General features: G+C 59.7%; 24 protein-coding genes and 6 pseudogenes. 17 read left to right on the top strand and 13 right to left on the bottom strand.

All coding sequences use genetic code 11. The features are described from left to right. Positions 1-57 precede the first annotated feature (57 nt). Together AC6CIG_RS00270 and AC6CIG_RS00265 are read right to left on the bottom strand one after the other, a co-directional pair. Positions 58-948, bottom strand: coding sequence for a substrate-binding domain-containing protein (locus AC6CIG_RS00270; protein WP_010975799.1), 891 nt, complete (start codon positions 946-948; stop codon positions 58-60). Positions 949-1,105: 157 nt separating this feature from the next. Next, positions 1,106-1,483: a GFA family protein gene (locus AC6CIG_RS00265; protein WP_498321927.1), complete on the bottom strand. Its 378-nt coding sequence runs from the start codon at positions 1,481-1,483 to the stop codon at positions 1,106-1,108. A 221-nt stretch (positions 1,484-1,704) separates the two neighbouring features. On the opposite strand from AC6CIG_RS00265, the gene AC6CIG_RS00260 reads away from it, so the two are divergent. The 3 genes from AC6CIG_RS00260 to AC6CIG_RS00250 all read left to right on the top strand — a co-directional run bounded on the left by AC6CIG_RS00260 (position 1,705) and on the right by AC6CIG_RS00250 (position 4,580). Further along, positions 1,705-2,079, top strand: a complete 375-nt coding sequence (locus tag AC6CIG_RS00260; RefSeq protein ID WP_100670272.1) for a DUF427 domain-containing protein — start codon at positions 1,705-1,707, stop codon at positions 2,077-2,079. 242 nt (positions 2,080-2,321) lie between these two features. Next, positions 2,322-3,053: a carboxylesterase family protein gene (locus AC6CIG_RS00255; protein WP_498321925.1), complete on the top strand. Its 732-nt coding sequence runs from the start codon at positions 2,322-2,324 to the stop codon at positions 3,051-3,053. 666 nt (positions 3,054-3,719) lie between these two features. Continuing rightward, complete coding sequence (locus tag AC6CIG_RS00250) at positions 3,720-4,580, top strand: alpha/beta hydrolase (RefSeq protein WP_498321924.1); 861 nt, start codon at positions 3,720-3,722, stop codon at positions 4,578-4,580. 11 nt (positions 4,581-4,591) lie between these two features. On the opposite strand, the gene AC6CIG_RS00245 is transcribed toward AC6CIG_RS00250, so the two are convergent. From AC6CIG_RS00245 to AC6CIG_RS00230, 4 genes and pseudogenes are all read right to left on the bottom strand, one after another. Beyond that, on the bottom strand, positions 4,592-5,515 hold the full coding sequence (locus AC6CIG_RS00245; protein WP_498322418.1) for a dienelactone hydrolase family protein: 924 nt from the start codon (positions 5,513-5,515) through the stop codon (positions 4,592-4,594). Between the two features lie 504 nt (positions 5,516-6,019). Further along, positions 6,020-7,007 (bottom strand): annotated as a pseudogene (locus tag AC6CIG_RS00240) (carbon-nitrogen hydrolase family protein). Between the two features lie 248 nt (positions 7,008-7,255). Beyond that, positions 7,256-7,768, bottom strand: a complete 513-nt coding sequence (locus AC6CIG_RS00235; RefSeq protein ID WP_498321922.1) for a GrpB family protein — start codon at positions 7,766-7,768, stop codon at positions 7,256-7,258. 104 nt (positions 7,769-7,872) lie between these two features. Beyond that, positions 7,873-8,484: a GNAT family N-acetyltransferase gene (locus AC6CIG_RS00230; RefSeq protein WP_498321921.1), complete on the bottom strand. Its 612-nt coding sequence runs from the start codon at positions 8,482-8,484 to the stop codon at positions 7,873-7,875. A 183-nt stretch (positions 8,485-8,667) separates the two neighbouring features. On the opposite strand from AC6CIG_RS00230, the gene AC6CIG_RS00225 reads away from it, so the two are divergent. Continuing rightward, a complete protein-coding gene (locus AC6CIG_RS00225) occupies positions 8,668-9,168 on the top strand; it encodes a GNAT family N-acetyltransferase (protein ID WP_437406881.1) in 501 nt (166 codons plus the stop codon). 85 nt (positions 9,169-9,253) lie between these two features. On the opposite strand, the gene AC6CIG_RS00220 is transcribed toward AC6CIG_RS00225, so the two are convergent. Then, on the bottom strand, positions 9,254-9,826 hold the full coding sequence (locus AC6CIG_RS00220) for an alpha/beta hydrolase (protein WP_498321920.1): 573 nt from the start codon (positions 9,824-9,826) through the stop codon (positions 9,254-9,256). Between the two features lie 146 nt (positions 9,827-9,972). On the opposite strand from AC6CIG_RS00220, the pseudogene AC6CIG_RS00215 reads away from it, so the two are divergent. After that, a pseudogene (locus AC6CIG_RS00215) lies at positions 9,973-10,580 on the top strand (tyrosine-type recombinase/integrase). A gap of 85 nt (positions 10,581-10,665) precedes the next feature. Here AC6CIG_RS00215 and AC6CIG_RS00210 read toward each other — a convergent pair. Beyond that, positions 10,666-11,736, bottom strand: a pseudogene (locus AC6CIG_RS00210) (NAD(P)/FAD-dependent oxidoreductase). A gap of 231 nt (positions 11,737-11,967) precedes the next feature. Here AC6CIG_RS00210 and AC6CIG_RS00205 point away from each other — a divergent pair. From AC6CIG_RS00205 to AC6CIG_RS00190, 4 genes and pseudogenes are all read left to right on the top strand, one after another. Next, the gene (locus AC6CIG_RS00205) at positions 11,968-12,453 is read left to right on the top strand and encodes a GNAT family N-acetyltransferase (RefSeq protein ID WP_437406308.1); all 486 of its coding nucleotides are present in this window, start codon (positions 11,968-11,970) and stop codon (positions 12,451-12,453) included. A 108-nt stretch (positions 12,454-12,561) separates the two neighbouring features. Beyond that, positions 12,562-12,660, top strand: a pseudogene (locus AC6CIG_RS00200) (GrpB family protein); the annotation flags it as partial. A 59-nt stretch (positions 12,661-12,719) separates the two neighbouring features. Next, a pseudogene (locus AC6CIG_RS00195) lies at positions 12,720-13,100 on the top strand (carbon-nitrogen hydrolase family protein); the annotation flags it as partial. Positions 13,101-13,552: 452 nt separating this feature from the next. Continuing rightward, the gene (locus AC6CIG_RS00190; RefSeq protein WP_498321919.1) at positions 13,553-14,932 is read left to right on the top strand and encodes an enoyl ACP reductase FabMG family protein; all 1,380 of its coding nucleotides are present in this window, start codon (positions 13,553-13,555) and stop codon (positions 14,930-14,932) included. 95 nt (positions 14,933-15,027) lie between these two features. Here the strand turns inward: AC6CIG_RS00190 and AC6CIG_RS00185 are convergent, their stop codons facing one another. Then, positions 15,028-15,783 (bottom strand): DeoR/GlpR family DNA-binding transcription regulator, encoded by a 756-nt coding sequence (locus AC6CIG_RS00185; RefSeq protein WP_498321917.1) that lies wholly within the window; start codon positions 15,781-15,783, stop codon positions 15,028-15,030. A 231-nt stretch (positions 15,784-16,014) separates the two neighbouring features. Between AC6CIG_RS00185 and AC6CIG_RS00180 the strand changes: the two genes are divergently transcribed. From AC6CIG_RS00180 to AC6CIG_RS00170, 3 genes are all read left to right on the top strand, one after another. Beyond that, positions 16,015-16,614, top strand: a complete 600-nt coding sequence (locus AC6CIG_RS00180) for an NUDIX domain-containing protein (protein ID WP_102762604.1) — start codon at positions 16,015-16,017, stop codon at positions 16,612-16,614. Further along, positions 16,602-17,066 carry an acetyltransferase gene (locus AC6CIG_RS00175; RefSeq protein ID WP_498321915.1) on the top strand — a complete coding sequence of 155 codons (465 nt, stop codon included), beginning with the start codon at positions 16,602-16,604 and terminating at the stop codon, positions 17,064-17,066. Before AC6CIG_RS00180 ends, AC6CIG_RS00175 begins: the two co-directional genes overlap by 13 nt. 272 nt (positions 17,067-17,338) lie before the next feature. Beyond that, entirely contained in the window at positions 17,339-17,812 is a 474-nt protein-coding gene (locus AC6CIG_RS00170) for a GNAT family N-acetyltransferase (protein ID WP_437406315.1), read from the top strand. 84 nt (positions 17,813-17,896) lie between these two features. Here AC6CIG_RS00170 and AC6CIG_RS00165 read toward each other — a convergent pair whose 3' ends face one another. Further along, positions 17,897-18,334 (bottom strand): Rrf2 family transcriptional regulator, encoded by a 438-nt coding sequence (locus AC6CIG_RS00165; protein WP_029958543.1) that lies wholly within the window; start codon positions 18,332-18,334, stop codon positions 17,897-17,899. Beyond that, positions 18,331-19,281: an NAD(P)/FAD-dependent oxidoreductase gene (locus tag AC6CIG_RS00160; RefSeq protein ID WP_498321913.1), complete on the bottom strand. Its 951-nt coding sequence runs from the start codon at positions 19,279-19,281 to the stop codon at positions 18,331-18,333. The genes AC6CIG_RS00165 and AC6CIG_RS00160 overlap by 4 nt, the downstream gene beginning before the upstream one ends. A gap of 136 nt (positions 19,282-19,417) precedes the next feature. On the opposite strand from AC6CIG_RS00160, the pseudogene AC6CIG_RS00155 reads away from it, so the two are divergent. Further along, positions 19,418-19,556: pseudogene (locus tag AC6CIG_RS00155) on the top strand (oxidoreductase); the annotation flags it as partial. A 257-nt stretch (positions 19,557-19,813) separates the two neighbouring features. Here AC6CIG_RS00155 and AC6CIG_RS00150 read toward each other — a convergent pair. After that, the gene (locus AC6CIG_RS00150) at positions 19,814-20,761 is read right to left on the bottom strand and encodes an alpha/beta fold hydrolase (RefSeq protein ID WP_498321911.1); all 948 of its coding nucleotides are present in this window, start codon (positions 20,759-20,761) and stop codon (positions 19,814-19,816) included. Between the two features lie 43 nt (positions 20,762-20,804). Between AC6CIG_RS00150 and AC6CIG_RS00145 the strand changes: the two genes are divergently transcribed. After that, positions 20,805-21,461, top strand: a complete 657-nt coding sequence (locus AC6CIG_RS00145; RefSeq protein WP_375341902.1) for a TetR/AcrR family transcriptional regulator — start codon at positions 20,805-20,807, stop codon at positions 21,459-21,461. Between the two features lie 46 nt (positions 21,462-21,507). Here AC6CIG_RS00145 and pdxR read toward each other — a convergent pair whose 3' ends face one another. Next, positions 21,508-22,983, bottom strand: a complete 1,476-nt coding sequence (gene pdxR / locus AC6CIG_RS00140) for a MocR-like pyridoxine biosynthesis transcription factor PdxR (protein ID WP_498321909.1) — start codon at positions 22,981-22,983, stop codon at positions 21,508-21,510. Positions 22,984-23,138: 155 nt separating this feature from the next. Here pdxR and tauA point away from each other — a divergent pair, with 155 nt between their 5' ends. The 3 genes from tauA (at position 23,139) to AC6CIG_RS00125 (ending at position 25,881) form a co-directional block, all read left to right on the top strand. Further along, entirely contained in the window at positions 23,139-24,158 is a 1,020-nt protein-coding gene (gene tauA, locus AC6CIG_RS00135) for a taurine ABC transporter substrate-binding protein (protein ID WP_498321907.1), read from the top strand. Positions 24,159-24,248: 90 nt separating this feature from the next. Continuing rightward, positions 24,249-25,061, top strand: a complete 813-nt coding sequence (locus tag AC6CIG_RS00130) for a taurine ABC transporter ATP-binding protein (protein WP_498321906.1) — start codon at positions 24,249-24,251, stop codon at positions 25,059-25,061. After that, positions 25,054-25,881 (top strand): ABC transporter permease subunit, encoded by an 828-nt coding sequence (locus AC6CIG_RS00125; protein ID WP_018098776.1) that lies wholly within the window; start codon positions 25,054-25,056, stop codon positions 25,879-25,881. The genes AC6CIG_RS00130 and AC6CIG_RS00125 overlap by 8 nt, the downstream gene beginning before the upstream one ends. Positions 25,882-25,883 lie beyond the last annotated feature (2 nt).

Here is a 25,883-nt window from a genome sequence, read left to right as displayed (position 1 = left end):
GCCGGATACGCCCGTGGTATGCCGCCGCCCGCAGGCGGCAGCCGTCCTGGGAGGGACCTATTTCCCGGTGTAGACGCCCGGTACGATCGGCTGCTCGGCCGGTACCGTCTCTCCGGCGACAACCTTTACGGCGGTGTCGATCGCCTGTTTGCCCATCTGGTCCGGGAATTGCTGGATCACGCCGACCATTACCGGATTGCCGTCGACGGCATCGCGTGCTTCCTTCATGCCGTCGAAACCGATGACCTTGACCTGCGATTCCAGTCCGGCAGCCTTGACGGCAACGGCCGCGGCAAGGGCCGCATCGTCGCCGAAGCCGAAAATGCCGGTAATGTCGGGATTGGCCTGCAGCATGTTCTGTGCGGCGGCGAGGGCTTCGGCGCGGGTGATGCCCGTCTGGGTCGCGACGATCTCCATTTCCGGATGCTTGGCGATCGCTTCCTTGAAGCCGTTGACGCGATTGACCACCGACTGAACCGTCGGATAGTCGATAATGGCGACCTTGCCCTTGTTTCCGAGAACTTCGGCCATCAGCTCGCCCGCCTTCACGCCGCCGGTGAAATTGTCGGTGCCGATATGCGACGTCACCGTCGCCCCATTGGCCGGAACGTCGACGGTGATCACCTTGATGCCGGCCTTTTCCGCCTTTGCGATCGCCGCGCGTACGCCCTGGCTGTCGACAGGTGAGATGACGATCACATCAACGCCCTTGACGATGAAGTCCTCAACGTCGGCGAGCTGCTTGTTGAGGTCCTGATTGGCGATCGCCACTTCGAGCGCGACATTCTTTTCCTTGGCTTCGGCTTTCATCGCCTCGGCGAGCTCAATGTAGAACGGGTGCTGTTGGGTCAGGAGCGATGCGCCGATGCCGTCGGCGAAGGCGCCGGATGCCAGCAAGGTGAGCGCGGTGCCGGCGACGAGAGTTTTGAGAATGCGGGGCATATTCATGGTTTCCTCCCTTGGAAACGGCGGGCCTTCAACGTTTGCAACCAGGCAGGCGGGCCCTCCCGTCCCTGACCTTGGCAGGGAGTAAACACCATAAAACTTATCGCGCGTCAATTTTAAAAAGAACACACAACAACAAAATTCAGCGCACGAGAAAATATTAGGTTCGGCTTCGATCCCCCGGATATTGCGGGACCGGAAGGGGAGGCAACCACCCCTCGCGCCGGACGACCCAGATCTCGTATTGGGGATTGAGAGCGGCCGGGGCATCGTCCAGCGAACCGACGCGAATTTCGGTTTCCTCTTCTCCCGGGTTGAAGAGCCGCGATCCGCAGTCGGGGCAAAAGCCACGGCCGGCGAATATCTTGACTTCGCCAGAGCTCTTGAAAGCCCGGGTGGGCCAGACGGCGAAGGTCACGAAAGAAGAGCCGCTTTCCTTGCGGCAGTCCGCACAATGGCAAAGTCCCACCCGCAAAGGTTCTCCGCGCACCTCATATCTCAGCGCGCCGCAAAGGCACCCACCTGTTCTCGCAATCATCTGCCGGCATCTCCAATCTGGCTAACATCGAGCGGGATCAAGGAAAGGCGCATGCCCGTTTCCGCCCGCATCCGCTCCAACTCTTTCAGATATCCGATGGTTCATGATTTTGTTTGGCCGGACCGGAAGCCATCCCAGCCCGTCGAGGCGGTGCGGCCCTTGGGGAGCGGGAGGCGTGACCCTATCTAAGGGGCGGTGCAACCACCTGAAGGCGAACGCTCATGTCAGACAAGCCGATCAGAATTCCAGGCCCCGACCATCCGATTACTGTCGAACGCAATCCCCGGCGTGTTGTAGTCAGGCTCGATGGCCGCATCGTGGCCGATACGCGCGACGCGCTCACATTGCGCGAGGCGTCCTATCCGCCCGTGCAATACATCCCCCGCAGCGACGTCGACATGTCGCTGCTTGCGCGCACCGATCATGGGACCTATTGCCCCTACAAGGGCGATGCGTCCTATTACAGCATCGCGGCCGGTGGCGAACGCTCGAAGAATGCCGTCTGGACCTACGAGAATCCGCATGAAGCGGTCCGTGAGATCAAGGAGCACATGGCATTCTATCCGGACCGGGTGGATGCGATCGAGGAAATGTAGCGGCACTGTCTGCCCTTCTACGAGAAGGAGAGAACGGCCTGACCCAGTGATTGCTCGCCACGCCGGAGGTAATTCTTCACTCGACAACCGGGCTGTCAGGTCGCGCTTCCGGGATTGCCGCGGCTTTCCGCGACAATCCTTCCCCGAGGCGACGTTCCATCCCCGGAGTCGGCAGGCTTGAGTTCTGGTTTTTCGGTTCCATTTGATGCCTACAGGCGCAACATTATGAAGCAGGTGGTCGAATGACGCGGAACATCATGGCACTGGCTTTCACGGCCGTAATCGGAATGTGCAGTGCAGGCGTGGCGCATGCAGAGCAGTTGGCAGCGAGATCGAGCACCACCATAAAGAATGATCTCAACTATCTGATTTACACGCCGGACGACTATGCGTCCTCCAGCAACGCGTATCCGCTTGTTGTGTGGCTACACGGCGGCGATCAGGGCGGGACCGATATCGAGAAAGTCAGATCGAGTGGCATTCCGAAATTGATCGAGGAGGGAAAGAAATTCCCCTTCCTGGTGTTTTCACCTCAGAATCCGAGTGAAGAGCTGCTTTATCCGATCGAGAAAGTCGAGGCGGCACTCGACGACGTTATGTCGAAGTATCGCGTCGATCGCGCGCGTGTCTATGTCGTGGGGTTCAGCCGCGGCGCTTTCGCTGCTTGGGCCATGGCAGAACAGTTTCCCGAAACATTCGCCGCTGTCGTTCCGATCGCCGGCGGCGGCAATCGCCACTACCTTAGCAGAACAAATGAAAAGGCAGCCTTCTGGGTGTTCCACGGCACGAACGATGAAGTCATCCCTTTGTCGGATTCAGTCGTGCTTTATGAGCGGCTTGTGGGTCTGAAGCGTAATGCTCGTCTGAGTGTCTTGGAGGGCGTGGACCACTCGGGCGTCGAGCGGGCCGCCTTGAACGATCCCGAGCTCTGGGACTGGCTTCTGAAACAGCGCCTTGAGGTCGCGCCTGAGTAACCTGTCGATCCGCTGCACGTACCGCGGAATGCGAACGGCGTCTGGTTGACGCCCCGTGTCGGTCATAGCGGAAGTCATCGCGCCTGCCGGAAAGCAGACATGGTTCTGAAAGCGGCGTCACGCCGCCTGTGCGCCAAAAGCGGTCATCTCGAACATGGTTGGCGATGACCAAAATGGGGGCCGTTACCGGACTGTCAGGTTCTGGCGTTCAAAAAGAGATAGCAGACGTTCAACCCAGCGGGACCGAGGTCTCAGACTTGACCCGTTGCTGCCGTTCGTCGGATTGGTCGAATGTCCTGATTCAGCAGAAAGCGATCACTCAGGGGTTGTCCGTAGCGGCGGTTTGGCCATTTGCCCTCGCCTGTCGCAACGGTGACGGCGACCATGGGCCAGCGTCTGGTGCCTCCCAGGGACACGAAAGATGAGTGGCGGTAATGTACAAAGGATGAACTTGCTATTTTTCGTGATCGGCAGTTTCATACTCTGTCCTATCTTATCCTCGGGGAGGGGAGTTATGCAAACGAGCGCCGCATCGGCCGGTGACGGCCCTACGCGCAGGGCTGTCCTTATTGCGGCTACTGCCGCAGCCGCAACGGTCTCGACACCGGCTCTGGCTCAGCGCTGCCAAATCGGCCCGCCGAAGCAGAAAAGGGCCCGCCCGTCTTTTTGAACTATGACCGAGTAGAACTCGACGCGGCCTATGACCAGCAGTACTACGAGCCCCAACTTAGCATAGTGCAAAAGCGAATCGCATCCCACAGCGAAGCAACCATCGCGCGGATCGGCGTGCCCGAGCGGGTGGCTTACGGCGATGCGGAAATCGAGCAGATGGATATCTACCGGACCAATCATACGAATGCGCCCATCTTCGTGTTTATTCACGGTGGGACGTGGCGCTACGACACGGCCAGAGGATACGCTTACGCTGCGGAGACGTTCGTCGGCGCGGGCGCACACTATGTGGCGGTTGATTTCGCATCGGTCACCGATGTGGGCGGCGACCTCGGCGTTCTGGCTATGCAGGTGCGCAAGGCAATCGGCTGGGTGTATAGGAACGCGGCAAGCTTCGGGGGCGATCCTGACCGCCTCTACATTGGCGGGCATTCCTCGGGCGGCCATCTATGCGCCGTAGCCCTCATAACTGAATGGCAGAAGGGGTTTGGTCTGCCTGCCGACATCATCAAAGGCGGATTGTGCATGAGCGGCATGTACGAGATGGAACCGGTAAGGTTGTCTTGGCGGCGAGGTTATATCAAGTTCACCGACGAGATCGCGGACAACATGAGCCCGCAACGTCATGTCGAGAGGTTGGGCGCGCCGGTGGTGGTCACCTACGGCAGTCTCGAAACGCCGGAGTTCCGCCGCCAAGGCCGTGATTTCGCCGCCACAGCGAAGGCCGCAGGAAAGCCTGTCGAGCTGATAGAGGCGACCAACTATCATCACCAGGAGATGGCAGAGACATTGGGAAACCCTTACGGCCCCAATGGACGCGCGGCCTTGGCACTCATGGGCATAGGCGCGGCGTAGTGATTGCCGGCCTATTTGTCTGCAAACACGCCAATCAGAAATTCCATCACCGCAGCCTGCGCTGCCGTTGCGGCGGCATCGTGGTACTGTGAACTCGGGCCGTATTCGACGCAGGCGTCGGTATAGGTGAAAGGCTTGCCGGTTACCGCGTTCACAAGCTGCCCGTCTTCTTCCCGGCGCAGGCAGTTTCGCGACGTCTGCCAATCGGGATCAGAGACACGAGCGGGATTGCGCGGGCTGTCGAAATTATGCAGCGCACCGGGATAAACGGTCATCTGCGCATCGTGACCTGCCTTTGCGAGCCTGTCGATATAGGCGCGACAAGGGGCGGCCGGCGTCCAGTCGTCTTCTGCCCCGTGAAATTCCCGGATCGGAACGCCGGTAACATTGACCTGGTCCAGAAGCTCGAAGTTGCAAGCCGGATAGAACGGCAAATGGGCGACGATGAGGCCTTCCTTCGGCCCGAATGACTTCTGGAATCTGACCATTGCCGAATAGAGGGCAGCGTTACCGCCACGCGAGAATCCCATGATCGCCACGCGTGAGCCGTCAATTTTCGGGTGTGCGGCCAAGGCCTCCACGGCCCGATAGGCGTCGTATATCTGCGTGAATTGGCTGAAGAGCGACTGGTCGGACGACGCTTCGCTAAGGTTCCGCCCCGTATAGCTGTCGAGGCTGAGGGTCGCAATGCCTTTGCTGTTCAAAAAGCGGTTCCAGCTCCAGACCGCTCCGCTCCCCGGCCCGTCCGTCCCGTGCAGCAGAATAACTACAGGGAGCTTCTGTTCGGCGTCCGGGCCTGAAAGGCCGCCACTTAGAACGACAGGACTTCCCGCATCCTGATCACCTCCAAGAAATGCGCTGTCGCTCAGGGTACGCGACTGAATCTCAAGCCTTTCGTCAAAGGCAAGCGCGCTCGAAGCGCAGCAGCCGATCATGCCAGCGAGAAAGAGCGATAGAGGAAATCCTGACATTGGGACGGCCCCGCAAACATCGATTCTGGTTAATATCCGTTCCTGTCCAAACTATATCATTGAGGCCAGCGGCCGTCACTTTCCACCAAATCGGTGTGCTGAGCTCTTTAGGAGCGCAACCAGCGAGTATCCTCGTTCGGCTAGTACACGCTGGCGGAAATTTGGACGCACTGGTTAGGCGGTCAAGGTGCTTTGCTATGGTCTTGTTGAAGTAGTCGATGAAGCGCTTAATGCGGTCTTTTGAGATCGGCGGTGGAGGCGAAGCTGGCGCGGCGCAGCGGCTTGCGCATCAGGATGGAGAACCAGATTTCGAGCCTCTGGCACGAGAGTTGACGCCTTCGGCCATGTCGACTTCCAGATGATACGAGTATCGGCTCAACGTCCGAAATGGGGCGCGAGCCGGCCAAGTCGGCAGCCGGCCCAAAGGGATCAAGTCGCGGCAAGGGGCTGCCCCTGACCGTATTATAATCAGAATTGGTCGCGGCTGTCGCTTCTCACGTCGCCCTCCACCTGATGAGGAGCGTAGAGGTCGGCGCGAGCGCTTCGCCGCCAGGGCCGCGCCGGATGCTCCCGGTCAATTGTAACATCGGTGACGGAGATCGAAGTTGAGCCATCTGCCGCGCATTGGGCTGCCCAGCGGCCATCTGGCGATGCTATCCCAGCAGGAATAGCTACGCTTTGCGGCGCGTGAGCTGCGTAGCTGACCCAATACGTATTGCTGGCAGCGTGGCCCAGCACCTCCGCGGCGAATGCTGGGGCGGCGGAAGGGCTTTCGCCGGTAGTCGAGAACAGAACGCAATCTGCATCAAGCCGCTCATACTCCGTGAATAACTCTGGGTAGTGTGATTCCATCCCGAGTGCGCAGCCGAACCGCACGCCATCCACTTCGAATGTCACTGGAAATTTTCCAGGCGAATACATGAAGGAAATTTTGGTATTCGATAGCATGCGCTCGTCGTAGCGGGTCACCAGTGTTCCGCAATCAGATATGACGTACAGGCTATTATGCGGCCGATGAGGAGGTGTAAGCTGATGGACGGACCCAAGCACCGTCCATAGCTTCAATTTCTTCGCCAGCTCGCTCGTGGCCGCCAATTCTGAACGCAAAGTGGCCCAGTCATATCGTCCCCAGTCTGATGGGCCGATCTCCTTTGGGCCGCTCTCCGACATAAGCCGCTTGTTGGGCGAGCATGTCGCGCCTTCAGGGAAATGGATTACGCGAGCGCCTGCTATGAGCGGCCATCATCAGGGCGCGCAACTCCGTCCCACTCGCTCGAAGCGCAGACTTGTCGCGAGGATCTTCAAATAGAGAGGTTTGCGCCACAGCAAGCCGTATTGCGTGGATGGCAAGCTTGGCCGACGGCTGGCGGATGTGGTGAAGAGCTGCGGTGTAAGATTCGCCTGTCTTTGCCGCGCGAGCGCGTACACGACGTTTGAAATTTCCGTTTTGGGTCATTGTGAGGCCTTTCACGTTCCGGACGTAGTTCCCCAGCAACCCGCCGAAACGATCGGACCAAGACAACCGACCCGAGACGTCAGTCCCTTTGCCTCTGTTCAAGACCATGCTGGGGAAGGTCTAGGAGGTTAGGCGTAGGCCGCGCCGAGCGAATGATGCGCCGCCCCGCACTGATTCGTCAATCAGTATTGATCACTCGCGAAGAACGCTTCTGGCGCGCTCCTAGCCAAGGCGGTAGTCGGCCCCGGTCACCGCGCCTCTCTTTGCGCCGCGCGGACTATTTCGGAGATGAAGGCACTCTTTCCCGACGTATAACGATCCCCATCATACGGAAACTGCGCCGCAAGCTGGTTTTTCAGGGCCAGGTATGCAGCAGCCACGTCGTCATGTTGACGAAGATGATTTCGGAAAAGCATCCGCTGTTCGTGGGTCTGGTTTGAGGGCGGGCAGAGGTAGACCCTGATCTGAGGCGCAGGGCGTTTCAAAAGGAAAGCCCAAACGTCGTCGTCGTAGCGATTGCCACGCGGTTCGAATCCAGCCTTGATGAGGTTCGCGCTTGCGTCGGAAATGTCGTCCAACCCGGATAGGGTTACATCAATGTCGAGCATCGGCTTTGCGGCCAAGCCCGGTACAGCCGTGCTGCCTATGTGGTCGACAGCCAAGACGCATTTGCCGAGCGTTGTTCTTAGCAAAGCTTCAGCCGCTGAAAAATCATTCAACCAATTCGCATCGTAAGGGACGAGTTCGACTAAGCTCGGCATGTGCGCATCCGTGATATGGCGAACCGATGTTAGCCGATCCGGCCAGTGCATGTCTTCTATTGGCACTCAGCGACATGGCTGCTGTCGGTCCTTGGCCGTCATTGCTAGTCGACCAACCTTTTCCGATAGCGGTGAGTGGAGACGACGAACTTCTGACTGATGCCAGGCGGAGCCCAGAGAGCACCGTCGAATGTGTCGATGAGGCACCAACCCTGTCGGATGTAAAAACGTTCGGCTCGGATGTTGCCCGCTGTGCAAAAAAGCTCCGCCTGAGATACCCCGTCTTGCCGCAAAGCGTGTTCTGCGAAACCCAACAAGGCAGACGCCACTCCGGTGCCCCGAGCGCCTACGCCAACGTAGAGTTTGATGACTTCGATCCCCATCAAGGAAACGAAACCAATCAGGTTGTCGCCTGATCGAGCAACGTAGAAAGTATCTGCCGCTTCCTTCAACCAGATGCGGAAGTGACTCTTCGTCCGGTAAACTAGAGCCTCTGGAGGAACCAGTTCGGCATGAGCGTCATGCCATCCCTGATGCCAAAGGTGAACGATCGCCTCCTCGTCTTCGGGGGCTGCTGGTTGAATGTCCATATGGCTTCGCTGTCGTTCTGAAGAATATCCAGGAAAATTGGAGCTTACGTAAAGCCCCATGAATGGCAACCCGAAGACGTGGCCGCTCATGGCGCACAGGCGGCGTGACGCCGCTTTCAGAACCATGTCTGCTTTCCGGGAGGCGCGATGACTTCCGCTATGACCGACATGAGGCGCACAGCAGCCATGCGGGCTTCGCCTGTGACAGTCTGCTTCGGGCCGAAAACCGCCTTCTGGTAAACCGCGGCATTCGCAGCCGGACCCAATGCCCTTCTTGCGCATCAAGGGTTGTAAGCATATCGAGTTTGAATGATCGAAACAGAACGCCTCACTCTCCGGCCTCCCATTCATGCCGACTTCGAAGCTACGGTGGACATGTTCGCCGAGGAGGCTGTCATGCGTCACATCGGCAATGGTCCCTTGGACCGCAGCGAGGCTTGGGCGCGATTTCTACGTGATGTCGGGCACTGGGAAGTCATGGGGTTCGGTCTATTCTCGGTAACTGAGCGAAGCACCGCGCAGTATGTCGGCAAGCTCGGCTACGCGACATTTGAGCGTGACCTTGGCTGCCACGCCGGGACCAGCATAGAGATGTCGTGGACACTGCGCTCGCAATACCATGGATGCGGCTATGCCACTGAAGCTGCAAGGGCGGCGCAGCATTGGTTTGAGAGCAATCATAGGCAACGTACGGCATGTTTGATCGCTGCGGCAAACGCCCCCTCCATGAAACTCGCCACGCGTCTGGGGTATAGTGAGGTAGATCGCCTGTCACGTGACAGAGGCGAAGCGGTTGTTATGGTTCGGTAACCTATCCACCAGCAGCGGTGCAGGTGAAGCGCCTTATAAGGCTGCATCGGGCACTTCGGTGGCGCTGATGCGCCAATAGCGGACGTTAGTTGGTGGTGACGGTCGCTAACCAGGAGCGTGCCAACGTAACGTCCGCATTGTGACGTGCCCATCCATGCCCGGCATCTATGACATGCAGCGAAACGACAGCCCCAGCCTTGTTGAATTGTTCAGTAAGAACGGCAGCGTCGTCGTGGCGTCGGCGCTCGTCGTGCTTTCCTGCCACGATCAGGATCGGTTTTGCCGGCATTTCTGAAAAACTGAAATTCGAGGAGAGCGGTTCGGGGCGCATGAGAACCGCCCCCGCGAACCTCTGGGGAGCGACCGAGAGTAACGCTTCAGCAAATATCGCGCCGCTGGAATATCCTACCACAATGACCTCACCGGATGCCGGGAGATGCGCCTCGACCTCTTGCGAAACCCACCTCGTCGCCCGGTCTAAGACCTCAGCAGCAGCAATGCTGCGATCAGAACGGCGTCTGAAGAAGGTGAACCCGTCTGCCTGTGCAAACGGGCCACGAGGAGCGCTTATGTGGGCCTGAGGTGCAAGCTGGTGACAGAACTCTGCCAAATCGGTTTCGTCTCGGCCTGAGCCATGAAGTGCCAGAAGTGTCAGCATGGTTTGTTTCCGCGTGGGATGGCCGCACTCTATTGCATCCCCCGACAACACATCGATGACGGCTTGCGGCCGAGTAGCGACGGAACGTGCTATGATCGGCTGCCTGACGGAGGCGACGCGGTGGGAGGAGCGGTGGAGGCTTAGGCATGGACACCCTCGTACTGCGTGGTCGCTATCCGTGGAACAAGGGAATTCTGGTAGGTCAGAAGCGCCCACTACAGCCAAAGAACGTGTGGCCGATCCGTGTTCGGCTTGAGATGAGCGGCGCGATCCGAGAACTGGCGCTGTTCAACCTCGCCATCGACAGCAAGCTTCGCGCTTGTGACCTCGTCAAGCTGAGGGTTGAGGACTTGTGGTCCGGTAGTTCGATTCGAGATCGGGCCACCATTATCCAGAAGAAGACGAACGGCCCGTGCAGTTTGAGGTCACCGAGCAGACGAAGACCGCACTGGCGGCGTGGCTTCCCTTTGTTCGAAGGAACGGCGGCAGCTACTTGTTTCCAAGCCGTCGGGAGACGGCGCAGCACTTGTCGACGAGGCAGTATGCCCGCATTGTCCATCGCTGGGTCGCGTCTATCGGACTCGACGCTAGCGCCTATGGCACCCACTCGATGCGGCGCACCAAGGCAGCACAGATTTACAAGAAGACGGGCAATCTTCGGGCCGTCCAGATTCTGCTCGGTCACCCTAAGCTGGAAAGCACCGTCCGCTACCTTGGCGTCGAAGTAGACGATGCCCTCAGGATTGCGGATTGAGCTATAGGCTCTTGACCATCGGCGACAGCCGGTGGTCTCTCTCGCGCCAAAAGGAGACATAGGCGCGATGTCTGAAGTCGACACCCTAGTAAGAAGTAAGAGCGGCGCTCTTGCTCCTGATTTTCATAATCGCTTGTGCGGTCATGCGACCTATCAACGGGGCAAGAATTACGCCTGGATGGCCGACTGCCAGGTACAAATTCTCGACTTCGGGCAGAAAGCCAGTACGCGGCAAGCCGTCGAGAAAAATCGGACGTTCGCCAATCTCCGCACTCTGCAGCTCAACCTGTTCGGGTAAGTCCAGTTCGTCGTGCATTACGTTAAGCAGCGTCTCCCCGACCAACTTGGGGCCGTTCTCCTCTCCGTTGGCCACGTAGGATTTTGCAACAAGCAGACTGCCGTCAATGGCTTGTCTGATTTCCAAACGAGGGCCGCGCAAGATATGGTTTACAACAGTGCGATTACATGTGTAGCGAAGTAGCAGGGCTGGAGATGTCGTCAAACCTGTTTGAATGCCAATCCGATCAGCCAGCTCTTGGATACCAGAACCAGCCGACATAACCACGATGTCGGCTGGGATGGTCTCATGCCCAACTTTTACCCCGGAGACCCTCCCGTTTACGGTTTCGATTGTATCGGCGGCCGCGCCGAAGAGAGTCGAGCCGCCAGCGGCAACTGCCGCAGCGACGAGGTCTCTGGCAAGCTGCCCTGGATCAAGAGCCAGATCATCTGGCGAAAAGACAGCGAGTTCTGGTGCTCGGCGAAGACCGGGCTCCAATCCCTGCAATGCCTGTCGTGACACTAGCTCGACACGTTCCCCTGCTTGACGATGAAGGTCGGCGAACGCCTCCGTCTCCTCTGTCGTACTTTTTCACAACAAGGACCCACAGCGTGCACAGGCAAAGGCTGTCGGGAGAGCAATTTGTAACCCCCTGTACTCTGCAACTGCTTCGCGCCAAAGGGCGTAGCTCTGGTCGCAGGGGGTTCCGTTTATCACATTGATCCAACCGAAAGCCCGTCCTGTTACGCCAGAACCAGCTGTTGGACCTCTGTCCAAGAGCAGGACGTTCGCGCCCTGGATGGCCAGGTTGTATGTGATCGCCGAACCAATGATTCCTGCACCGACAACTACGATGCGCGGCCGATGCTGTACCACGTTCAGCCTCGCTCAAGGAAAAGCATTGGCCGACGGCTAATCTCTTGAGGTGACAATCGTGTGAAGCAAATGGCGATGATCACGCGCACCGCCGGTTAAACGTCCGCTTCGGCCCGGACCCCGTCATGGCGCTGATGCGCCATAAGCGGCCACGTCTTCGGGTTGCCATTCATGGGGCTTTACGTAAGCTCCAATTTTCCTGGATATTCTTCAGAACGACAGCGAAGCCATATGGACATTCAGCCAGCAGCCCCCGAAGACGAGGAGGCGATCGTTCACCTTTGGCATCAGGGATGGCATGACGCTCATGCCGAACTGGTTCCTCCAGAGGCTCTAGTTTACCGGACGAAGAGTCACTTCCGCATCTGGTTGAAGGAAGCGCCAGATACTTTCTACGTTGCTCGATCAGGCGACAACCTGATTGGTTTCGTTTCCTTGATGGGGATCGAAGTCGTCAAACTCTACGTTGGCGTAGGCGCTCGAGGCACCGGCGTGGCGTCTGCCTTGTTGGGTTTCGCAGAACACGCTTTGCGGCAAGACGGGGTATCTCAGGCGGAGCTTTTTTGCACAGCGGGCAACATCCGAGCCGAACGTTTTTACATTCGACAGGGTTGGTGCCTCATCGACACATTCGACGGTGCTCTCTGGGCTCCGCCTGGCATCAGTCAGAAGTTCCTCGTCTCCACTCACCGCTATCGGAAAAGGTTGGTCGACTAGCAATGACGGCCAAGGACCGACAGCGGCCATGTCGCTGAGTGTCAATAGAAGACGTGCACTGGCCGGATCGGCTAACATCGGTTGTTCGCCATATCGACGGATGCGCACATGCCGAGCTTAGTCGAACCCGTCCCTTACGATGCGAATTGGTTGAATGATTTTTCAGCGGCTGAAGCTTTGCTAAGAACAACGCTCGGCAAATGCGTCTTGGCTGTCGACCACATAGGCAGCACGGCTGTACCGGGCTTGGCCGCAAAGCCGATGCTGAATCACACTATCCAGAGTTATTCACGGAGTATGAGCGGCTTGAGGCAGATTGCGTTCTGTTCTCGACTACAGGCGAAATCCCTTCCGCCGCCCCAGCATTCGCCGCGGAGGTGTTGGGCCACGCTGCCAGCAATACGTATTGGGTCAGCTACGCAGCTCACGCGCCGCAAAGCGTAGCCATGCCTGCTGGGATAGCATCGCCAGATGGCCGCTGGGCAGCCCAATGCGCGGCAGATGGCTCAACTTCGATCTCCGTCGCCGATGTTACAATTGACCGGGAGCATCCGGCGCGGCCCTGGCGGCGAAGCGCTCGCGCTGACCTCTACGCTCCTCATCAGGTGGACGGCGACGTGAGAAGCGACAGCCGCGACCAATTCTGATTAGAAATACGGTCAGGGGCAGCCCCTGGCCGTGACTTGATCCCTTCGGGCCGGCTGCCGACTTGGCCGGATCGCGCCCCATGCCGGTCGTTCACGCCACCCGCATTAGGTCCTGGAAGCTGTCGGTCTGCTGTCGAGCGGTCACGTCCGGAACGCGGCCGATAGTTGTCTTCGACAATGATAGAACGCGCCAACCTTGAGCCTCAGAGAGCGCCAATAGCCTCCAAACATCCGTAGGACGAGCGTTCCCAGCGAACTCGTTTCGGTATCGGCGCGCCGATCTCCAACGGCCCCGGCATCTCGCCGCATTGCAGGAACAGCAGAGACCGACTTCACGTTTTGAAATGAACGGTCACCGAAAATGAGTTCCCATTCGGTGCCAGTGCGGTCATGTCTTTGCGACGCTCGTATGAGCCATTGCTCGACGACACACGAATCAAAGAGCTGACAGCATGGAAAATCCGGTTGCACTGAATCGTCTTTCCGAGAACACGGTCTTCCGTAAAGGCGATGTTTTCGTACTCTTCGGCGAACTGTTCGGCCGCGGATACGCCACCGGTTTGCTCGAGGAAGCCCGGCGGGCTGGCATGGAGATTGTGGGGATCACCGTCGGGCGGCGCGACGAGAACAACGCGCTTCGGCCGCTCGATGCCGAGGAACTGTCTTCAGCGGAGGCCCGGCTGGGCGGCAGGATCATCAACATACCTCTTATGGCGGGTTTCGATCTCGATGCGCCCGCAGACGGCCCAACTCCCACCGATCTCCTGGCAAAGATGACGCTTGAGAGCTGGGAACACGACAAGCTCGACTGGGACTATGTGAGGCAATGCCGCGACATCGCCACTGCGCGTTTTACGGAGTCGCTTGCAAAGGTCATGACCGTTCTCGACGGAATGATCGCCGCTGGGCGCAATGTTTTCTTCGCCCACACAATGGCCGGAGGCATCCCGAAGGCGAAGGTATTATTGGTCGTCGCCAATCGAATCTACAAGGGAACCGGAACCCGCCACATGTCGTCGCAGACCTTGCTCGACAGTGATATGGGAAAACTCATCCTGCAGAATTTTGACGACGTCTCCGCAAACACCTTTCGCCATCTCATTGATTTCAGCGCGGCGATTCGCGAGCGCGTGGAAGCTTCGGGCGGTCAAATACGATATACGGCCTATGGTTACCACGGATCGGCGATCCTCATTGACGGAAGCTATCGTTGGCAGACCTACACCAACTACACCCAGGGTTATGCCAAGATGCGGCTCGAAGGCATTGCAGAGGAAGCCTGGGCGAAAGGCATCAAGGCAACTGTCTATAACTGTCCCGAAATCCGGACCAATTCGTCCGATGTGTTCACGGGTATCGAACTGCCCCTGATACCGCTGCTGCTTGCGTTGAAGAAAGAAAACGGCGGCCAATGGGCAGACGAACAGTGGCAGGCCTGCGAGCAGCTTCTGGCAGACGGCTTAACCATGAAGGATGTGTTCCGGAAGATCACCGACATGCAGGCCAGCGAGGTCATGCGCCCGTTCTATGAGTTTTCGGCATGGCCCATGGCAAACAGCCAGGCACAGGCCGATTTGACCATCGGCACGTCCAACGAAATCACCCGGATGCATCGGGATAGCAAGTTGATGATCAGCGATCTCCTGAGCGGTCTCGTCGTGAAGGCAACCGGGCAACTGATTTTCGGTGAATCTTCCGAACCCTCCGGTCCCGTCCTGTGGCTCAACCACGATATCGTGGCTCGGCGACTTAACGCTTCCCACCCGCATGCGAAGTCTCCCGCGCCGCTTATCACGCAGGGAACGGAATCTTCGCACCTTGAGGTGGCGTGACGGGCTCCCGGCTTAGCTTGGAAGCTGGTGTTTTGGCCATGAAGCGACGAATCTTGCGACAGGAATGAGCCTTCATTTCCGCCACTGTCCGCCATTTACGACGATATGATCTGCGTGCCTAGATCGCGAAGAGGGGTGAGCAGATCCTCGGGACACTTCCTGCTCACAATAAGCCCGTCGACGTCATCGAAGCCAACGACGCTGTACGCGGAGACGGCACCGAGCTTTTCCCTCGAGCCAAGCACGACCGTCTCCGCAGCCTGCCGGCAGATCGCCCGCTTCACCGCCGCCTCCTCGCGGTCTCCCGTCGTCAGGCCGTGCTCTACATGGATACCGGTCACGCCCATGAAGTAGAGATCCACACGGATCTGCGAGATTGCTTCGATGGCGGCGGCCCCTACGGAGACGTTCGAATGCTTGTAGATGTGACCGCCGATAAGCTCCACATCCACCCCCGGATGATCAAGAAGAGCGGTTGCGACGTCGGGGCTATGGGTCACGACCGTCGCCTTCAAGGCCCTTGGGAGGGCGCGCGCGAGCCTGATTGTCGTCGTGCCCCCATCCAGGAAGACGATCTGTCCTTCCTTGACCATGCCGGCGGCGACCTTGGCGATCTCGGCCTTGTCGTTGACTGACACATTTCGGCGCGTGGGAAGGTCTTTGAGTGCCTTGGAGGCGGGGAGAGCGCCGCCATGCACGCGTTGAAGTAGTCCTTCGCCAGCAAGCTCCCGAAGGTCTCGCCGGATCGTGTCCTCGGATAGGCCCAGCTTCCGGCTGAACTCTTTCGCGACGATCCGGCCTTCCTTGCCGAGGGCGTCGAGGAGCAGCGCCTTGCGCTCAGTGGTCAGCATGTGGAAGCTTCCTTTTCAGATAGTGCAAACCGGCAATAACCGCTGCAATTGAATCCCTAGCTCCAGCCCGTGGCGGCTCTGCAATGCAGGCTCGGGAGTGACTGCAGGAATTTCCCGAACGTGGAAGCTCGCCTTAACGCGCCCGCCATGATGCGTCCGTCGCCGATGCTCCGTATATTGCACGAACACAAATATCATGCAATATCGTGCAGTATGTGATGGAGAACGTGTATGTCGGTTGCAGATCGGATTCGGGTTGAGCAGGTGACCACCCTGTCGGACGACTGGTATGTCCTGAAGAAGACGACCTTCAGCTTCCGTCGGACGGACGGAGAGTGGCAGAGACAGAGCAGGGAGACCTACGATCGCGGCAATGGCGCGACGATCCTGCTTTACGATTTGCAGCGCCGAAAGGTCTTGCTCACCCGGCAGTTCCGCTACCCTGCCTTTGTCAACGGGTATGACGATCTTCTGATCGAGACACCCGCTGGCCTTCTGGACAAGGCAACACCGGAAGAGCGGATCAAGGCGGAGGTGGAGGAGGAGACCGGGTACCGCGTCACCGATGTCAGTCAGGTGTTCGAAGCGTTCATGAGCCCTGGATCGGTGACGGAACGGCTTCACTTCTTTGTCGGAGCCTATTCGACCGCTGATCAAGTGTCGGAGGGCGGTGGCGACCCGGACGAAGGCGAAGACATCGAACGTCTGGAGCCGACAATCGAAGAGGCGCTGAGGATGATCGCCGACGGCCGGATCCGCGACGGCAAGACCATTATGCTCCTGCAATATGCCGCGCTGCACCTCTTCAAGGACACCGCATGTTCACCTTGAGAGCGGCGAAACACGAAGACCTTGCGCGCAACTTCGAGATCTGGCGCACGTCGGTTCTGGCGACGCACCAGTTTCTCTCGGCGGAAGACTTCGACGAGATCGGCGAGCTCGTCGAGAAGTCGTATCTGCCAACTGCAGATTTCACAGTTGCGGTTGACGCGGATGACACCGCCCATGGGTTCATGGGCACGACTGGAGATCATGTCGATGCCTTGTTCGTCCACGCTGACAGTAGGGGTCAAGGCATCGGGCAGCTCCTTCTGCATTCGTTTCTGGCACCCCGGAGCGAGGCGACCGTCGACGTCAACGAGCAGAACGCCTCCGCAAAAGGCTTCTATGAAGCCATGGGCTTTGATCAGCAGGGACGATCGGACACGGATTCAGAGGGTCGACCGTATCCGATCCTTCACATGCGCTGGAGGCGCGAACGTGACCCGACTGGCAAGACGTGATAGAGAGCGTCTGGCGTCGTGACCTTGGACGGGGGACCGGGCCGGGATCGGATAACGAGCAGGAGTTCTTCGCCGATGCCCCCGGGCAGGCGCAAGGAGGCGCTTACTGCCGACAGGCCGCCAGGGCGGTTCGGACTGCCCGAAGAGTTTCAGCCATGGCGCTCTGCTGGCGTCGATGAATGCTCCTAAATCATCGACACTGACTTGAACATCGATAGCGCGATTCTCACAGGGTCGATCGCCCATCCAGACCGAGGGTAAATTCATAAGCGATGAGTTCCGATCCGTGCAGCATCAAGATTCGTCGAGCTGGATCTACTGAACCAGAGGCTGTGGCATCTGTATTCCGGAGGTCGCGCCAAGCCTTTCTCCCCTACTTGCCAGATCTGCACACCTTTGAGGAAGACAAGGCCTACTTCCGCAACATCGTGTTCCGAGACTGCGATGTGTGGGTGGCTGACGAACAGCAGTTGGTCGTCGGCTTCTGCGCCTTCAAGCAAGGTTGGGTAGAACATCTTTACCTTCTGCCTGGCTATACGGGTCGCGGGATCGGCCGGAAGCTGATTGCGAAGGCGCAGGACCATTTCGACCATCTTCAGCTCTGGGTCTTCCAGGCGAATGTTGATGCGATCGCCTTCTACGAGCGAAACGGCTTCGTCAGGATTCGTGAGACGGACGGAACCGACTGTCAGGAGAAGATGCCCGATGCGCTATATCGGTGGGATGCCGGCGTGACAGCAGGGTAACGTCGGTGTCGCGTCGGCCTCAGGAAGCTTTAACAACGGCTTCGGGCGAGTCTCAGACCATGAAACGGACATCCTCCGATGGCGCTACTGTTTGAGTTCGGCGTGGCAGATGGCATCGAACTGTTCCGCCAACTCGGCGAGTGTGACCTCGCCCAATCTGCCGATCAGCAGCCGTTCGGCTCGATCCAGCGCATCCGCGACTGCGCTGTTGACGACCCGTTCGACCGCGCAGGATGGATTGTCGTTGTCTAGGCCAATCGCGAAGATATGACGGCCGCCGACTGCCCGATGAATATCCAGCAAGGTCGTTTTGTTGAGGTCGCAGGCAATCGTCCAGCCGCCCCCCTGTCCAGTGACAGATCGAACATAGCCGTTGGCGCGCAAGCCAGCCATGGTCCGACGAACGACAACGGCGTTCGTCTGAAGCATTCCGGCGATATGCTCGGATGTATATGGGCGATCATGGCGGGCCATGTGCAGCAGGACGTGGAGCATGCGGGACAAGCGGCTGTCGGTTCTCATGATGCTCTTCGTGAGATGTCAGCCGAGCCGCCACTCCTCTGATTGGCCGTTCGCCGCTCTATTTCTCTCTCCAGCAGATACATGACGACATGCGGGCCAACATTGGTGCCGGCAGCGGACGCGTGAGCGAGATGAGCGGCGGGATCGGCGGCGTTTCCGACGGCAAAAATCCCCGGTCGGCTTGTCCGCCCGGCGCTGTCGGTCCGAGCCAGGCCCATGTCGTCAACATCACATAGGCTAGCTGCGAGATCGGAGGCCGCGACCATGTCAGCAGCAATCCAGGCGGCGTCGCAGGCGATCGATTTCCCCTTGCGTGTCGTGAGCGCTTCAAGTCGCTCGCCGCCGTGAACCAATCCCGTCACCTCGTCGGCAATCACCTCGATTTCCAAAAGTCGCAGGCGATAGAGATCGACGTCGGTGAACGCATGCTCGGAAACCACCGTCACGTCGCGAGACCACATCCACACCCATGATGCCATGTGGACCAGCCTGTCGGGCACTCCGAAGACCACGAAGCGCTTTCCTTGCACCTCATAACCATCGAAGCATGGACAGACACGAAGATCTCTTCCCCAGACCTTGGGCAATCCTGAAAGCGGCGGCAGTTTGTCTGTCAGTCCGGTTGCAAGAACAACGGTGCGAGCCATCCTTACCGAATGGCCGTGATGCACCTCGAAAAGGCCGTCGGCGCGTGGTGTTACCGACGTTACTCGCTGGCGTATGATCTCGACCCCGTTTTGTTGGACCTCAGCGCTGGCTCGGGCAAGCAGCTCCTGGGGCGGCAACCCATCGAAGCCGAGGTATTCGCGGACTTCCGCAACGCTTTCGATCCGGGTTGTGCCTCCATCGAATATGATAGCGGACCTGCCTGCTCTACCGAGGAATAAAGCGGCGCTTAGACCCGCAACACCCGCGCCCACGATGACCGCGTCCACGACACGTTCCATTCTACTATCTCGCTCTGAATCTCGTTCGGGTCGCGAGTATAGACCGCCCAGCATCATGCGCAACTTCAAATGTTACAAATAACGAGAAAGACTATGACTGCCCCGGGTGGCTGCTTCGTCGATCCGGCTAATGGCCTGGTTCCCGCTGGGCGGCTTCAACCCGCTACAGGCTGAAACGCGCTCCGAAGTCGCGCCGGTTGGAGGCAACTCCAATGCAAGTGGGGCACGCGCGGCTCCTGCAGCAGTCGCCGGACATCCTGCTGATCCCCGGCACCATGAAGAAACGGTCTGTCATGACCTGCTGCCACCGCGTCCTGGCGGCATCGGGCACAGTTTGCCCCAGGAGTCTCCGCGCGCCTCTGCCGACGCTGTAATCGAAGCCGATGCGAACAGCCAGGTGACCACTTCGCCTCGCCGGTTGGGTGCCCTCGGGCTTCGGCCAGCGTGCCAGTGATAAGCCGGCAAGGGGCCCGGTCGCGTCCGCAGCATGCGTGACGTTCGCCATCGGCAATGAACGTCACGCACATACAGATCAACTGGCGTGCGTGCGATAAGGCTCGAGGAAGGGCCTCAACAGTGCCAATAGCGCGTCCGGTGTTTCCTCCGGCACGAAATGCCCGCATTCCGGAATTATGGTACAGCGAACATCGTCAGCAACCTGGCGAAGCTGCTCCTCCACCGCGCCCGCGCAGGCTAACTCGCCGGCGAAGCCTAGCACCGGCATGGTCAGCCGAGCCTTCATCCGTTCACGATTTGCCGGAATGTCATCGTCGATGGCGCGGTAGTAATCGAAGCTCGCACGTAGCGTCCGGCGATCGCGCTTGATTAGGTCGATGTAGAAGGCACGGATGTCGGCTGGGATAGGGTTGGGTACCGGGATCTTGGTGAATTGGTAGTCGAAGAATATTTCCTCACGACCTACTACAAGCGCCTCGTTGATCCCGCGCACGCGACAAAAATTGTTGTGCCACAGAAAATCGCTGAGCTGCCGATCGTCGGAGATCAGCGGCGGGGAGACGGCGACACCGGGGATTATCGCCTCGCCCAGCGCAATCCGCGCGATCCGCTCGGGCTGGTCCGCTGCCATCGCATAGCCTACCCACATGCCGCAATCGTGGCCAACCAGCGCGAAGCGTTCGTGGCCAAGCGCCGTCATCAGCCCGAACAGGTCGCGGCCTAGTGTCCCCTTGTCATAGCCTTCTTCCGGCTTATCCGAGATCCCGAGCCCGCGCGGGTCAGGTACGACGAGTGTGAAGCGCTCAGCCAGCGGCAGCATTACGTCACGCCAGATGTACCAGCTCTGCGGCCAGCCCCCGAGGAGCAGCAGCGGCGGGCCCTCGCCACCGATAACGGCATGGAGTTCGATCTCTCCGGTAGGCACCCGGTAGCTTTCGAATACGTCGTCGAAGCCCGGCGGCAGGCTGGGGACACCGTGGACGGAGCCGAACCCCTTGATGTTTGGGAATGGTGGACGGGTCATACATTGCGCTCCTTATGTTTAGTGATCGCTACAGACTAACGCATTGCCTTTCGGCGTCAAGCTGTGTTTAGTGATCGTTATGGATAAGCCTCGCCAACGCCGCTCCGCAGGCCCGCGCAGCTTCGATCGAGATCAAGCAATTGAGACCGCGATGCGTCTGTTTCGGCGTTACGGGTATCAGGGCGTGTCGATCTCCGACCTGACGAGCGCGATCGGCATCGCTCCGCCAAGCCTGTACGCGGCGTTTGGGAGCAAAGCGGGCCTCTACCGGGAAGCGCTCGACCTTTACGCAGGCCTACCCGGTGCGCTCGACGGCATGGAAGGCGCTGTGACGCTGGAGCAGGCGCTGAAAGGATTACTCGATGCGGCGATCCGTGCAGTGACGGCCGAGGAGCGCGGCTGCATGATCTCGACCGGTTTGGTCGAAGCTGCGGACGAGCAGCAGGAACTCGCACACGAGCTCGGCAAACGTCGGCGAGCGCTACGCGACCGTATTGCGAATGCCTTGTCTCGATGGCTTGACCGATCCGAAGCAGAGGGGCTCGCCCTGTACCTATCCGCCGTACAGCAGGGCATGTCGGTGCAGGCGCGTGATGGCGCGACAGCGGAAGAGCTCTCGCGCATTGCTGACGAAACCGTCGCGGGCATCATTGCTAGGCGGATACCGAGCGCTTCGCAATCCTGCCCGCCCCCGGCTTAGCAAGAGCGTACCGAATGAACGGCAGGGGGTCGTCTGGAGATCCATCCTACCCCCGCTCCCCGATCCGCGCCGCGGTCAGAGCCACGCCGTCGGCTATGCGGTTGCGTGCAATCGACGAGTAGCCCATGCGGAAGAAGCGGCACGGTCCGTCGTCCTGCGGGAAGAAGGGGGATCCGGATTCGATCAGCACGCCGTCCTTGCGCAAAGCGTTCATCAGCAGGTCCGTATCGAGACCTTCCGGCCCCTCGATCCAGAAGGACGTGCCGCCGAAAGCCGCAGATCCTGCAATCTTCAATCCGGCATCCCGGAGGGCGGCGTCCATGATGATGTGGCGGCGATGATACTCCTCCCGCATCCGGTGCAGCACGGCATCATAGTGGCCGAGCGCCAGGAAATAGGCGGCCGTTCTCTGGAGGTGTCCCGGCGGATGCCGCAACATCAGCGCCCGTAGTGCCCGCGCCTCCCGGATCACGGCCGCCGGTGCCACCAGATAGCCAAGACGCAGGCCGGGAAACAGCGATTTGGAGAAACTGCCGATGTAGAAGACCCGCCCGCTGCGGTCGAAGGCCTTGAGGGCAGGGGAAGGGGGCGCCAGAAAGCTCATCTCGAACTCGTAGTCGTCCTCGACGATTATGAAGTCCTTGGAGGCGGCCGCCTCGAGCAAGGCCGCCCGCCGCTCGATCGGCATCGTCGCGCCGGTCGGCGAATGATGGCTGGGCGTGACGAACACGGCATCGACCTCTTGCGGAAGCGCGGCGGGCGGCAGGCCGTCCCTGTCCACATCGACGAAGGTGATCCCGGCGCCGCTCAAGCGAAGCGATGCACTCATGTCGGGATGGCAGGGATTCTCGCAGACCGCATGGGCGCCCTGACGCAACAGGAGCTGGATGACGATCCAGAGGGCGTTCTGCGCGCCCACCGTCACCAGGATCTCGTCGGGGTTCGCACGGATGCCGCGGCCCGGCAAGGTGCGCGAACAGATATAGTTGACGAGCTGGATGTCGTCCGCGGCCGCGAAGTCGCCCGCCATCAGCTCGAAATCCTCGCGCGCCAGCGCCCGTCGCGCGCAGTCGCGCCAGGCCGTGAGATCGAACAGTGACGGGTCCATCTGACCGTATAGGAACGGATAGGGATAGGCTCGCCAGTCGAGGGGCTTACGCATCTGCTTGGCCACGATGAAGGTCGAGCGCAACTTGGCCGACCAGTCGATCGCATCGGCCGCAGCATGGGCGGCCTGCATCGCGATTGCTGTCGTCGGGGGTTTGCCGGCGACACGGTAGCCGCTCCGGTTCGCCGCCTCCACATAGCCTTGGGAAGCGAGTTCCTGATAGGCGAGCGTTACGGTGATCCGCGAAATATTCAGATAGGCGGCAAGCTTGCGGCTGGAGGGCAATTGGGCGCCCGGCGCCAGGCGGCCCGACAATACGGCCGAAACGATCGTTTCACGGATCTGCGCCTGCAGGCCCGTTTGGCTGGCCCGGTCGAGGAAGAAGATCGTTTCCGAGACCGTCGAGCCCGCCATTGTTCACCTCATCCAACTGGACTCATCTAACTTCCTATCTGGATATAAGGCAATCCGGGACGTGGGCATATTTCTATTCGGCAAGCAAAGACCGTCATTCAATGTACGGCGCGACCCCGCAAAAAGCGGGGCGACATAACCAAGAGGGTAACGACATGATCCACCTTAGAAGTTTCAAGCACTTATCCGGAGCCGTGGCGATCGCCGCCGGTGTCCTCACCTCCTTCGCCGCCCAGGCGGAAACCAGCGTCGTCGTAGGCTACCAGCAGATCGTCGGTCCTTTCATCTCGGCGATCGCCGATGGTCGTTTTGATGCCGCAGCGAAGGAAGCCGGCTATACGATCGATTGGCGCCAGTTCAGTTCCGGCGGTGACATTTCGACCGCCCTCGCTTCCGGAAACGTGCCGATCGGCGTCATCGGTTCGACCGGTACGACAGCCGCGGCGACCCGCGGCGTCGGGCTCGAACTCTTCTGGATCCTGGACAATATCGGCAAGTCGGAAGCGCTCGTCGCACGAGAAGGATCCGGCATCGAAAAGCCGGAAGACCTGAAGGGAAAGAATGTCGGCGTTCCCTTCGTCTCGACGTCGCACTTCCATCTGCTGGTCGGCCTCGAACAGGTCTGGAAAACCGATCCGCGGGAAGTGAACATCCTCAACATGAAGCCGCCGCAGATCGTCGCTGCCTGGCAGCGCGGCGATATCGATGCCGCCTATGTCTGGCCACCGGCGCTGTCGGAACTCCTGAAGAGCGGCAAGGTCATCTCCGATTCCGAGACGATCGGCGCGGCGAGCGTGCCGACCTTCGACGGTCTCGTGGCCGACAAGGAATGGGCCGAGCAAAACCCCAAATTCATGGCCGCCTTCACCAAGGTGCTCGCGGACGCCTATGCCGATTACAAGGCGAACGGCAGCGGCTGGAAGGCCGACTCGCCGCAGGTCCAGGGCATGGTCAAGCTGATCGGCGGCGACGCCGAGGGTATCGTCCAGGCTTTGAAGCTCCTGTCCTTCCCGACCGTCGACGAACAGGTCTCCGATCAGTGGCTTGGCGGCGGCGCTGTCCGGGCGCTGGAGGCGAGCGCCAAGTTTCTGGTCGATCAGAAACAGATCGACACCGCGCTCGACGACTACGCGCCCTTCGTCAACAGCTCATATGCGAAAGAAGCCTCCAAGTAGCAGACGACGCGCGCTCCCGCCCGCGCACCGTGCGCGGCCAGGAGCGCCGCTGATACCCTCGGCACAGCACTTTCCAGGAAGGCCTGCGACATGGAAACGCTTAACGTCAGCAATGTCAGTCTGACCTATCCCGGTCTCTATTCGGACCAGGCGGTCATCGCGCTCAAGGGCGTGGATCTCGAAATCAAAAGCGGCGATTTCGTCGTCGCCCTCGGTGCGTCCGGATGTGGCAAGACCACGCTTCTCAACCTGATGGCGGGGTTCATGGCGCCGAGCGCCGGGGAAATCATGCTGGGCGACCGCCGCATCACCGGCCCCGGTGCCGACCGTGGCGTCGTCTTCCAGAAGCACGCGCTGCTCCCCTGGCTTAACGTCATCGACAATACCGAGTTCGGATTGAAGCTCAGGGGTGTCGACAAGGTGACCCGGCGGGACCTGGCGACCAGAAATCTCGCGCTTGTCGGGCTGCAGGATTTCCACCGGCACATGATTTATCACCTCTCCGGCGGCATGCAGCAGCGTGTCGGCATCGCCCGCGCGCTCACCTGCGATCCGGCGATGCTGCTCATGGACGAGCCGATGGCTGCCCTCGACGCGCTGACGCGCGAGACCATCCAGGAATTGCTGCTCGAAGTGTGGCAACTCACCAACAAGATGTTCTTCTTCATCACCCACAGCGTCGAGGAGGCGCTGTTCCTCGGCTCCAGGCTGATCGTGATGTCGCCCCGTCCGGGCCGCATCACCCATACCTACGAGCTCGATTTCAACAAACGCTTCCTGGAGAACGGCAATGCACGCGCAATCAAATCCAGCCGCGACTTCATCGACATGCGCGAAGAAATCCTCGGCATCATCTATGGCGACGAGCGCCAGTCCGGGAGCCCGGAGATCCTCCATGCTTGAGGGTGTCGCAAAGAGCAAACCGGTTCGTCCGGGCAGGATCTACGGTGCGCCGGGCGACGGCATGAGCGGCCACATCAGCCTGCTCACGGCCCTTGCGTTCATCGCGCTCTGGCTGCTCGTGACCGAAATGGGCTGGATCAAGCCGCTGTTCCTGCCGTCGCCGCTCGCCGTCTGGGACAAGTTCGTGATTGCGCTTACGGAGGGCGTCTCGAACTCCACTTTGGCGCAGCACACTCTGTCAAGTCTCGGGCGCGTGCTCGGAGCTTTCGTGCTGGCACTCGTCACGGCCGTTCCCGTCGGCATCCTCATGGGCGTCAACCGGGTGGTGCGCGGTCTCTTCGACCCGATCATCGAATTCTACCGGCCGCTGCCGCCGCTCGCCTATCTGCCGCTGATCATCATCTGGCTCGGCATCGGCGAATTCCCGAAAGTGTTCCTGATCTATCTGGCGATCTTCGCGCCCATGGCGATCGCCGCCAGAGCCGGTGTCCGCTCGGTCTCGACGGAACAGATCCATGCGGCCTATGCGATGGGCGCGACGCGAGCCCAGGTGATCAGGCATGTGATCCTGAAGGCGGCCCTGCCGGAGATATTCACCGGCATGCGTATCGGAATCGGCGTCGGCTGGACTACGCTCGTCGCCGCCGAAATGGTGGCCGCCCATCGTGGCCTCGGCTTCATGGTGCTGAATGCCGCCGAATATCTCGCCAGCGATACGGTCATCATGGGCATCGTCGTCATCGGCGTCTTCGCCTTCGCCTTCGATCTCATGATCCGCTACCTCGAAAAGGCGCTCATTCCCTGGAAGGGCAAAGTGTGACG

This window comes from Sinorhizobium sp. GQ132 (assembly GCF_059758575.1).
The sequence above is the reverse complement of the archived record's forward strand: the minus strand, read 5'-3'. Positions and strand labels throughout refer to the sequence as shown.

Excerpts from the sequence above, each read along its gene's own strand:
- AC6CIG_RS00270 (WP_010975799.1), bottom strand. The coding sequence starts at position 948 with ATGAATATGCCCCGCATTCTCAAAACTCTCGTCGCCGGCACCGCGCTC.
- AC6CIG_RS00265 (WP_498321927.1), bottom strand. The coding sequence starts at position 1,483 with ATGATTGCGAGAACAGGTGGGTGCCTTTGCGGCGCGCTGAGATATGAG.
- AC6CIG_RS00260 (WP_100670272.1), top strand. The coding sequence starts at position 1,705 with ATGTCAGACAAGCCGATCAGAATTCCAGGCCCCGACCATCCGATTACT.
- AC6CIG_RS00255 (WP_498321925.1), top strand. The coding sequence starts at position 2,322 with ATGACGCGGAACATCATGGCACTGGCTTTCACGGCCGTAATCGGAATG.
- AC6CIG_RS00245 (WP_498322418.1), bottom strand. The coding sequence starts at position 5,515 with ATGATCGGCTGCTGCGCTTCGAGCGCGCTTGCCTTTGACGAAAGGCTT.
- AC6CIG_RS00235 (WP_498321922.1), bottom strand. The coding sequence starts at position 7,768 with ATGCCGAGCTTAGTCGAACTCGTCCCTTACGATGCGAATTGGTTGAAT.
- AC6CIG_RS00230 (WP_498321921.1), bottom strand. The coding sequence starts at position 8,484 with ATGGTTCTGAAAGCGGCGTCACGCCGCCTGTGCGCCATGAGCGGCCAC.
- AC6CIG_RS00225 (WP_437406881.1), top strand. The coding sequence starts at position 8,668 with ATGATCGAAACAGAACGCCTCACTCTCCGGCCTCCCATTCATGCCGAC.
- AC6CIG_RS00220 (WP_498321920.1), bottom strand. The coding sequence starts at position 9,826 with ATGCTGACACTTCTGGCACTTCATGGCTCAGGCCGAGACGAAACCGAT.
- AC6CIG_RS00205 (WP_437406308.1), top strand. The coding sequence starts at position 11,968 with ATGGACATTCAGCCAGCAGCCCCCGAAGACGAGGAGGCGATCGTTCAC.
- AC6CIG_RS00190 (WP_498321919.1), top strand. The coding sequence starts at position 13,553 with ATGGAAAATCCGGTTGCACTGAATCGTCTTTCCGAGAACACGGTCTTC.
- AC6CIG_RS00185 (WP_498321917.1), bottom strand. The coding sequence starts at position 15,783 with ATGCTGACCACTGAGCGCAAGGCGCTGCTCCTCGACGCCCTCGGCAAG.
- AC6CIG_RS00180 (WP_102762604.1), top strand. The coding sequence starts at position 16,015 with ATGTCGGTTGCAGATCGGATTCGGGTTGAGCAGGTGACCACCCTGTCG.
- AC6CIG_RS00175 (WP_498321915.1), top strand. The coding sequence starts at position 16,602 with ATGTTCACCTTGAGAGCGGCGAAACACGAAGACCTTGCGCGCAACTTC.
- AC6CIG_RS00170 (WP_437406315.1), top strand. The coding sequence starts at position 17,339 with ATGAGTTCCGATCCGTGCAGCATCAAGATTCGTCGAGCTGGATCTACT.
- AC6CIG_RS00165 (WP_029958543.1), bottom strand. The coding sequence starts at position 18,334 with ATGAGAACCGACAGCCGCTTGTCCCGCATGCTCCACGTCCTGCTGCAC.
- AC6CIG_RS00160 (WP_498321913.1), bottom strand. The coding sequence starts at position 19,281 with ATGGAACGTGTCGTGGACGCGGTCATCGTGGGCGCGGGTGTTGCGGGT.
- AC6CIG_RS00150 (WP_498321911.1), bottom strand. The coding sequence starts at position 20,761 with ATGACCCGTCCACCATTCCCAAACATCAAGGGGTTCGGCTCCGTCCAC.
- pdxR (WP_498321909.1), bottom strand. The coding sequence starts at position 22,983 with ATGGCGGGCTCGACGGTCTCGGAAACGATCTTCTTCCTCGACCGGGCC.
- tauA (WP_498321907.1), top strand. The coding sequence starts at position 23,139 with ATGATCCACCTTAGAAGTTTCAAGCACTTATCCGGAGCCGTGGCGATC.
- AC6CIG_RS00130 (WP_498321906.1), top strand. The coding sequence starts at position 24,249 with ATGGAAACGCTTAACGTCAGCAATGTCAGTCTGACCTATCCCGGTCTC.
- AC6CIG_RS00125 (WP_018098776.1), top strand. The coding sequence starts at position 25,054 with ATGCTTGAGGGTGTCGCAAAGAGCAAACCGGTTCGTCCGGGCAGGATC.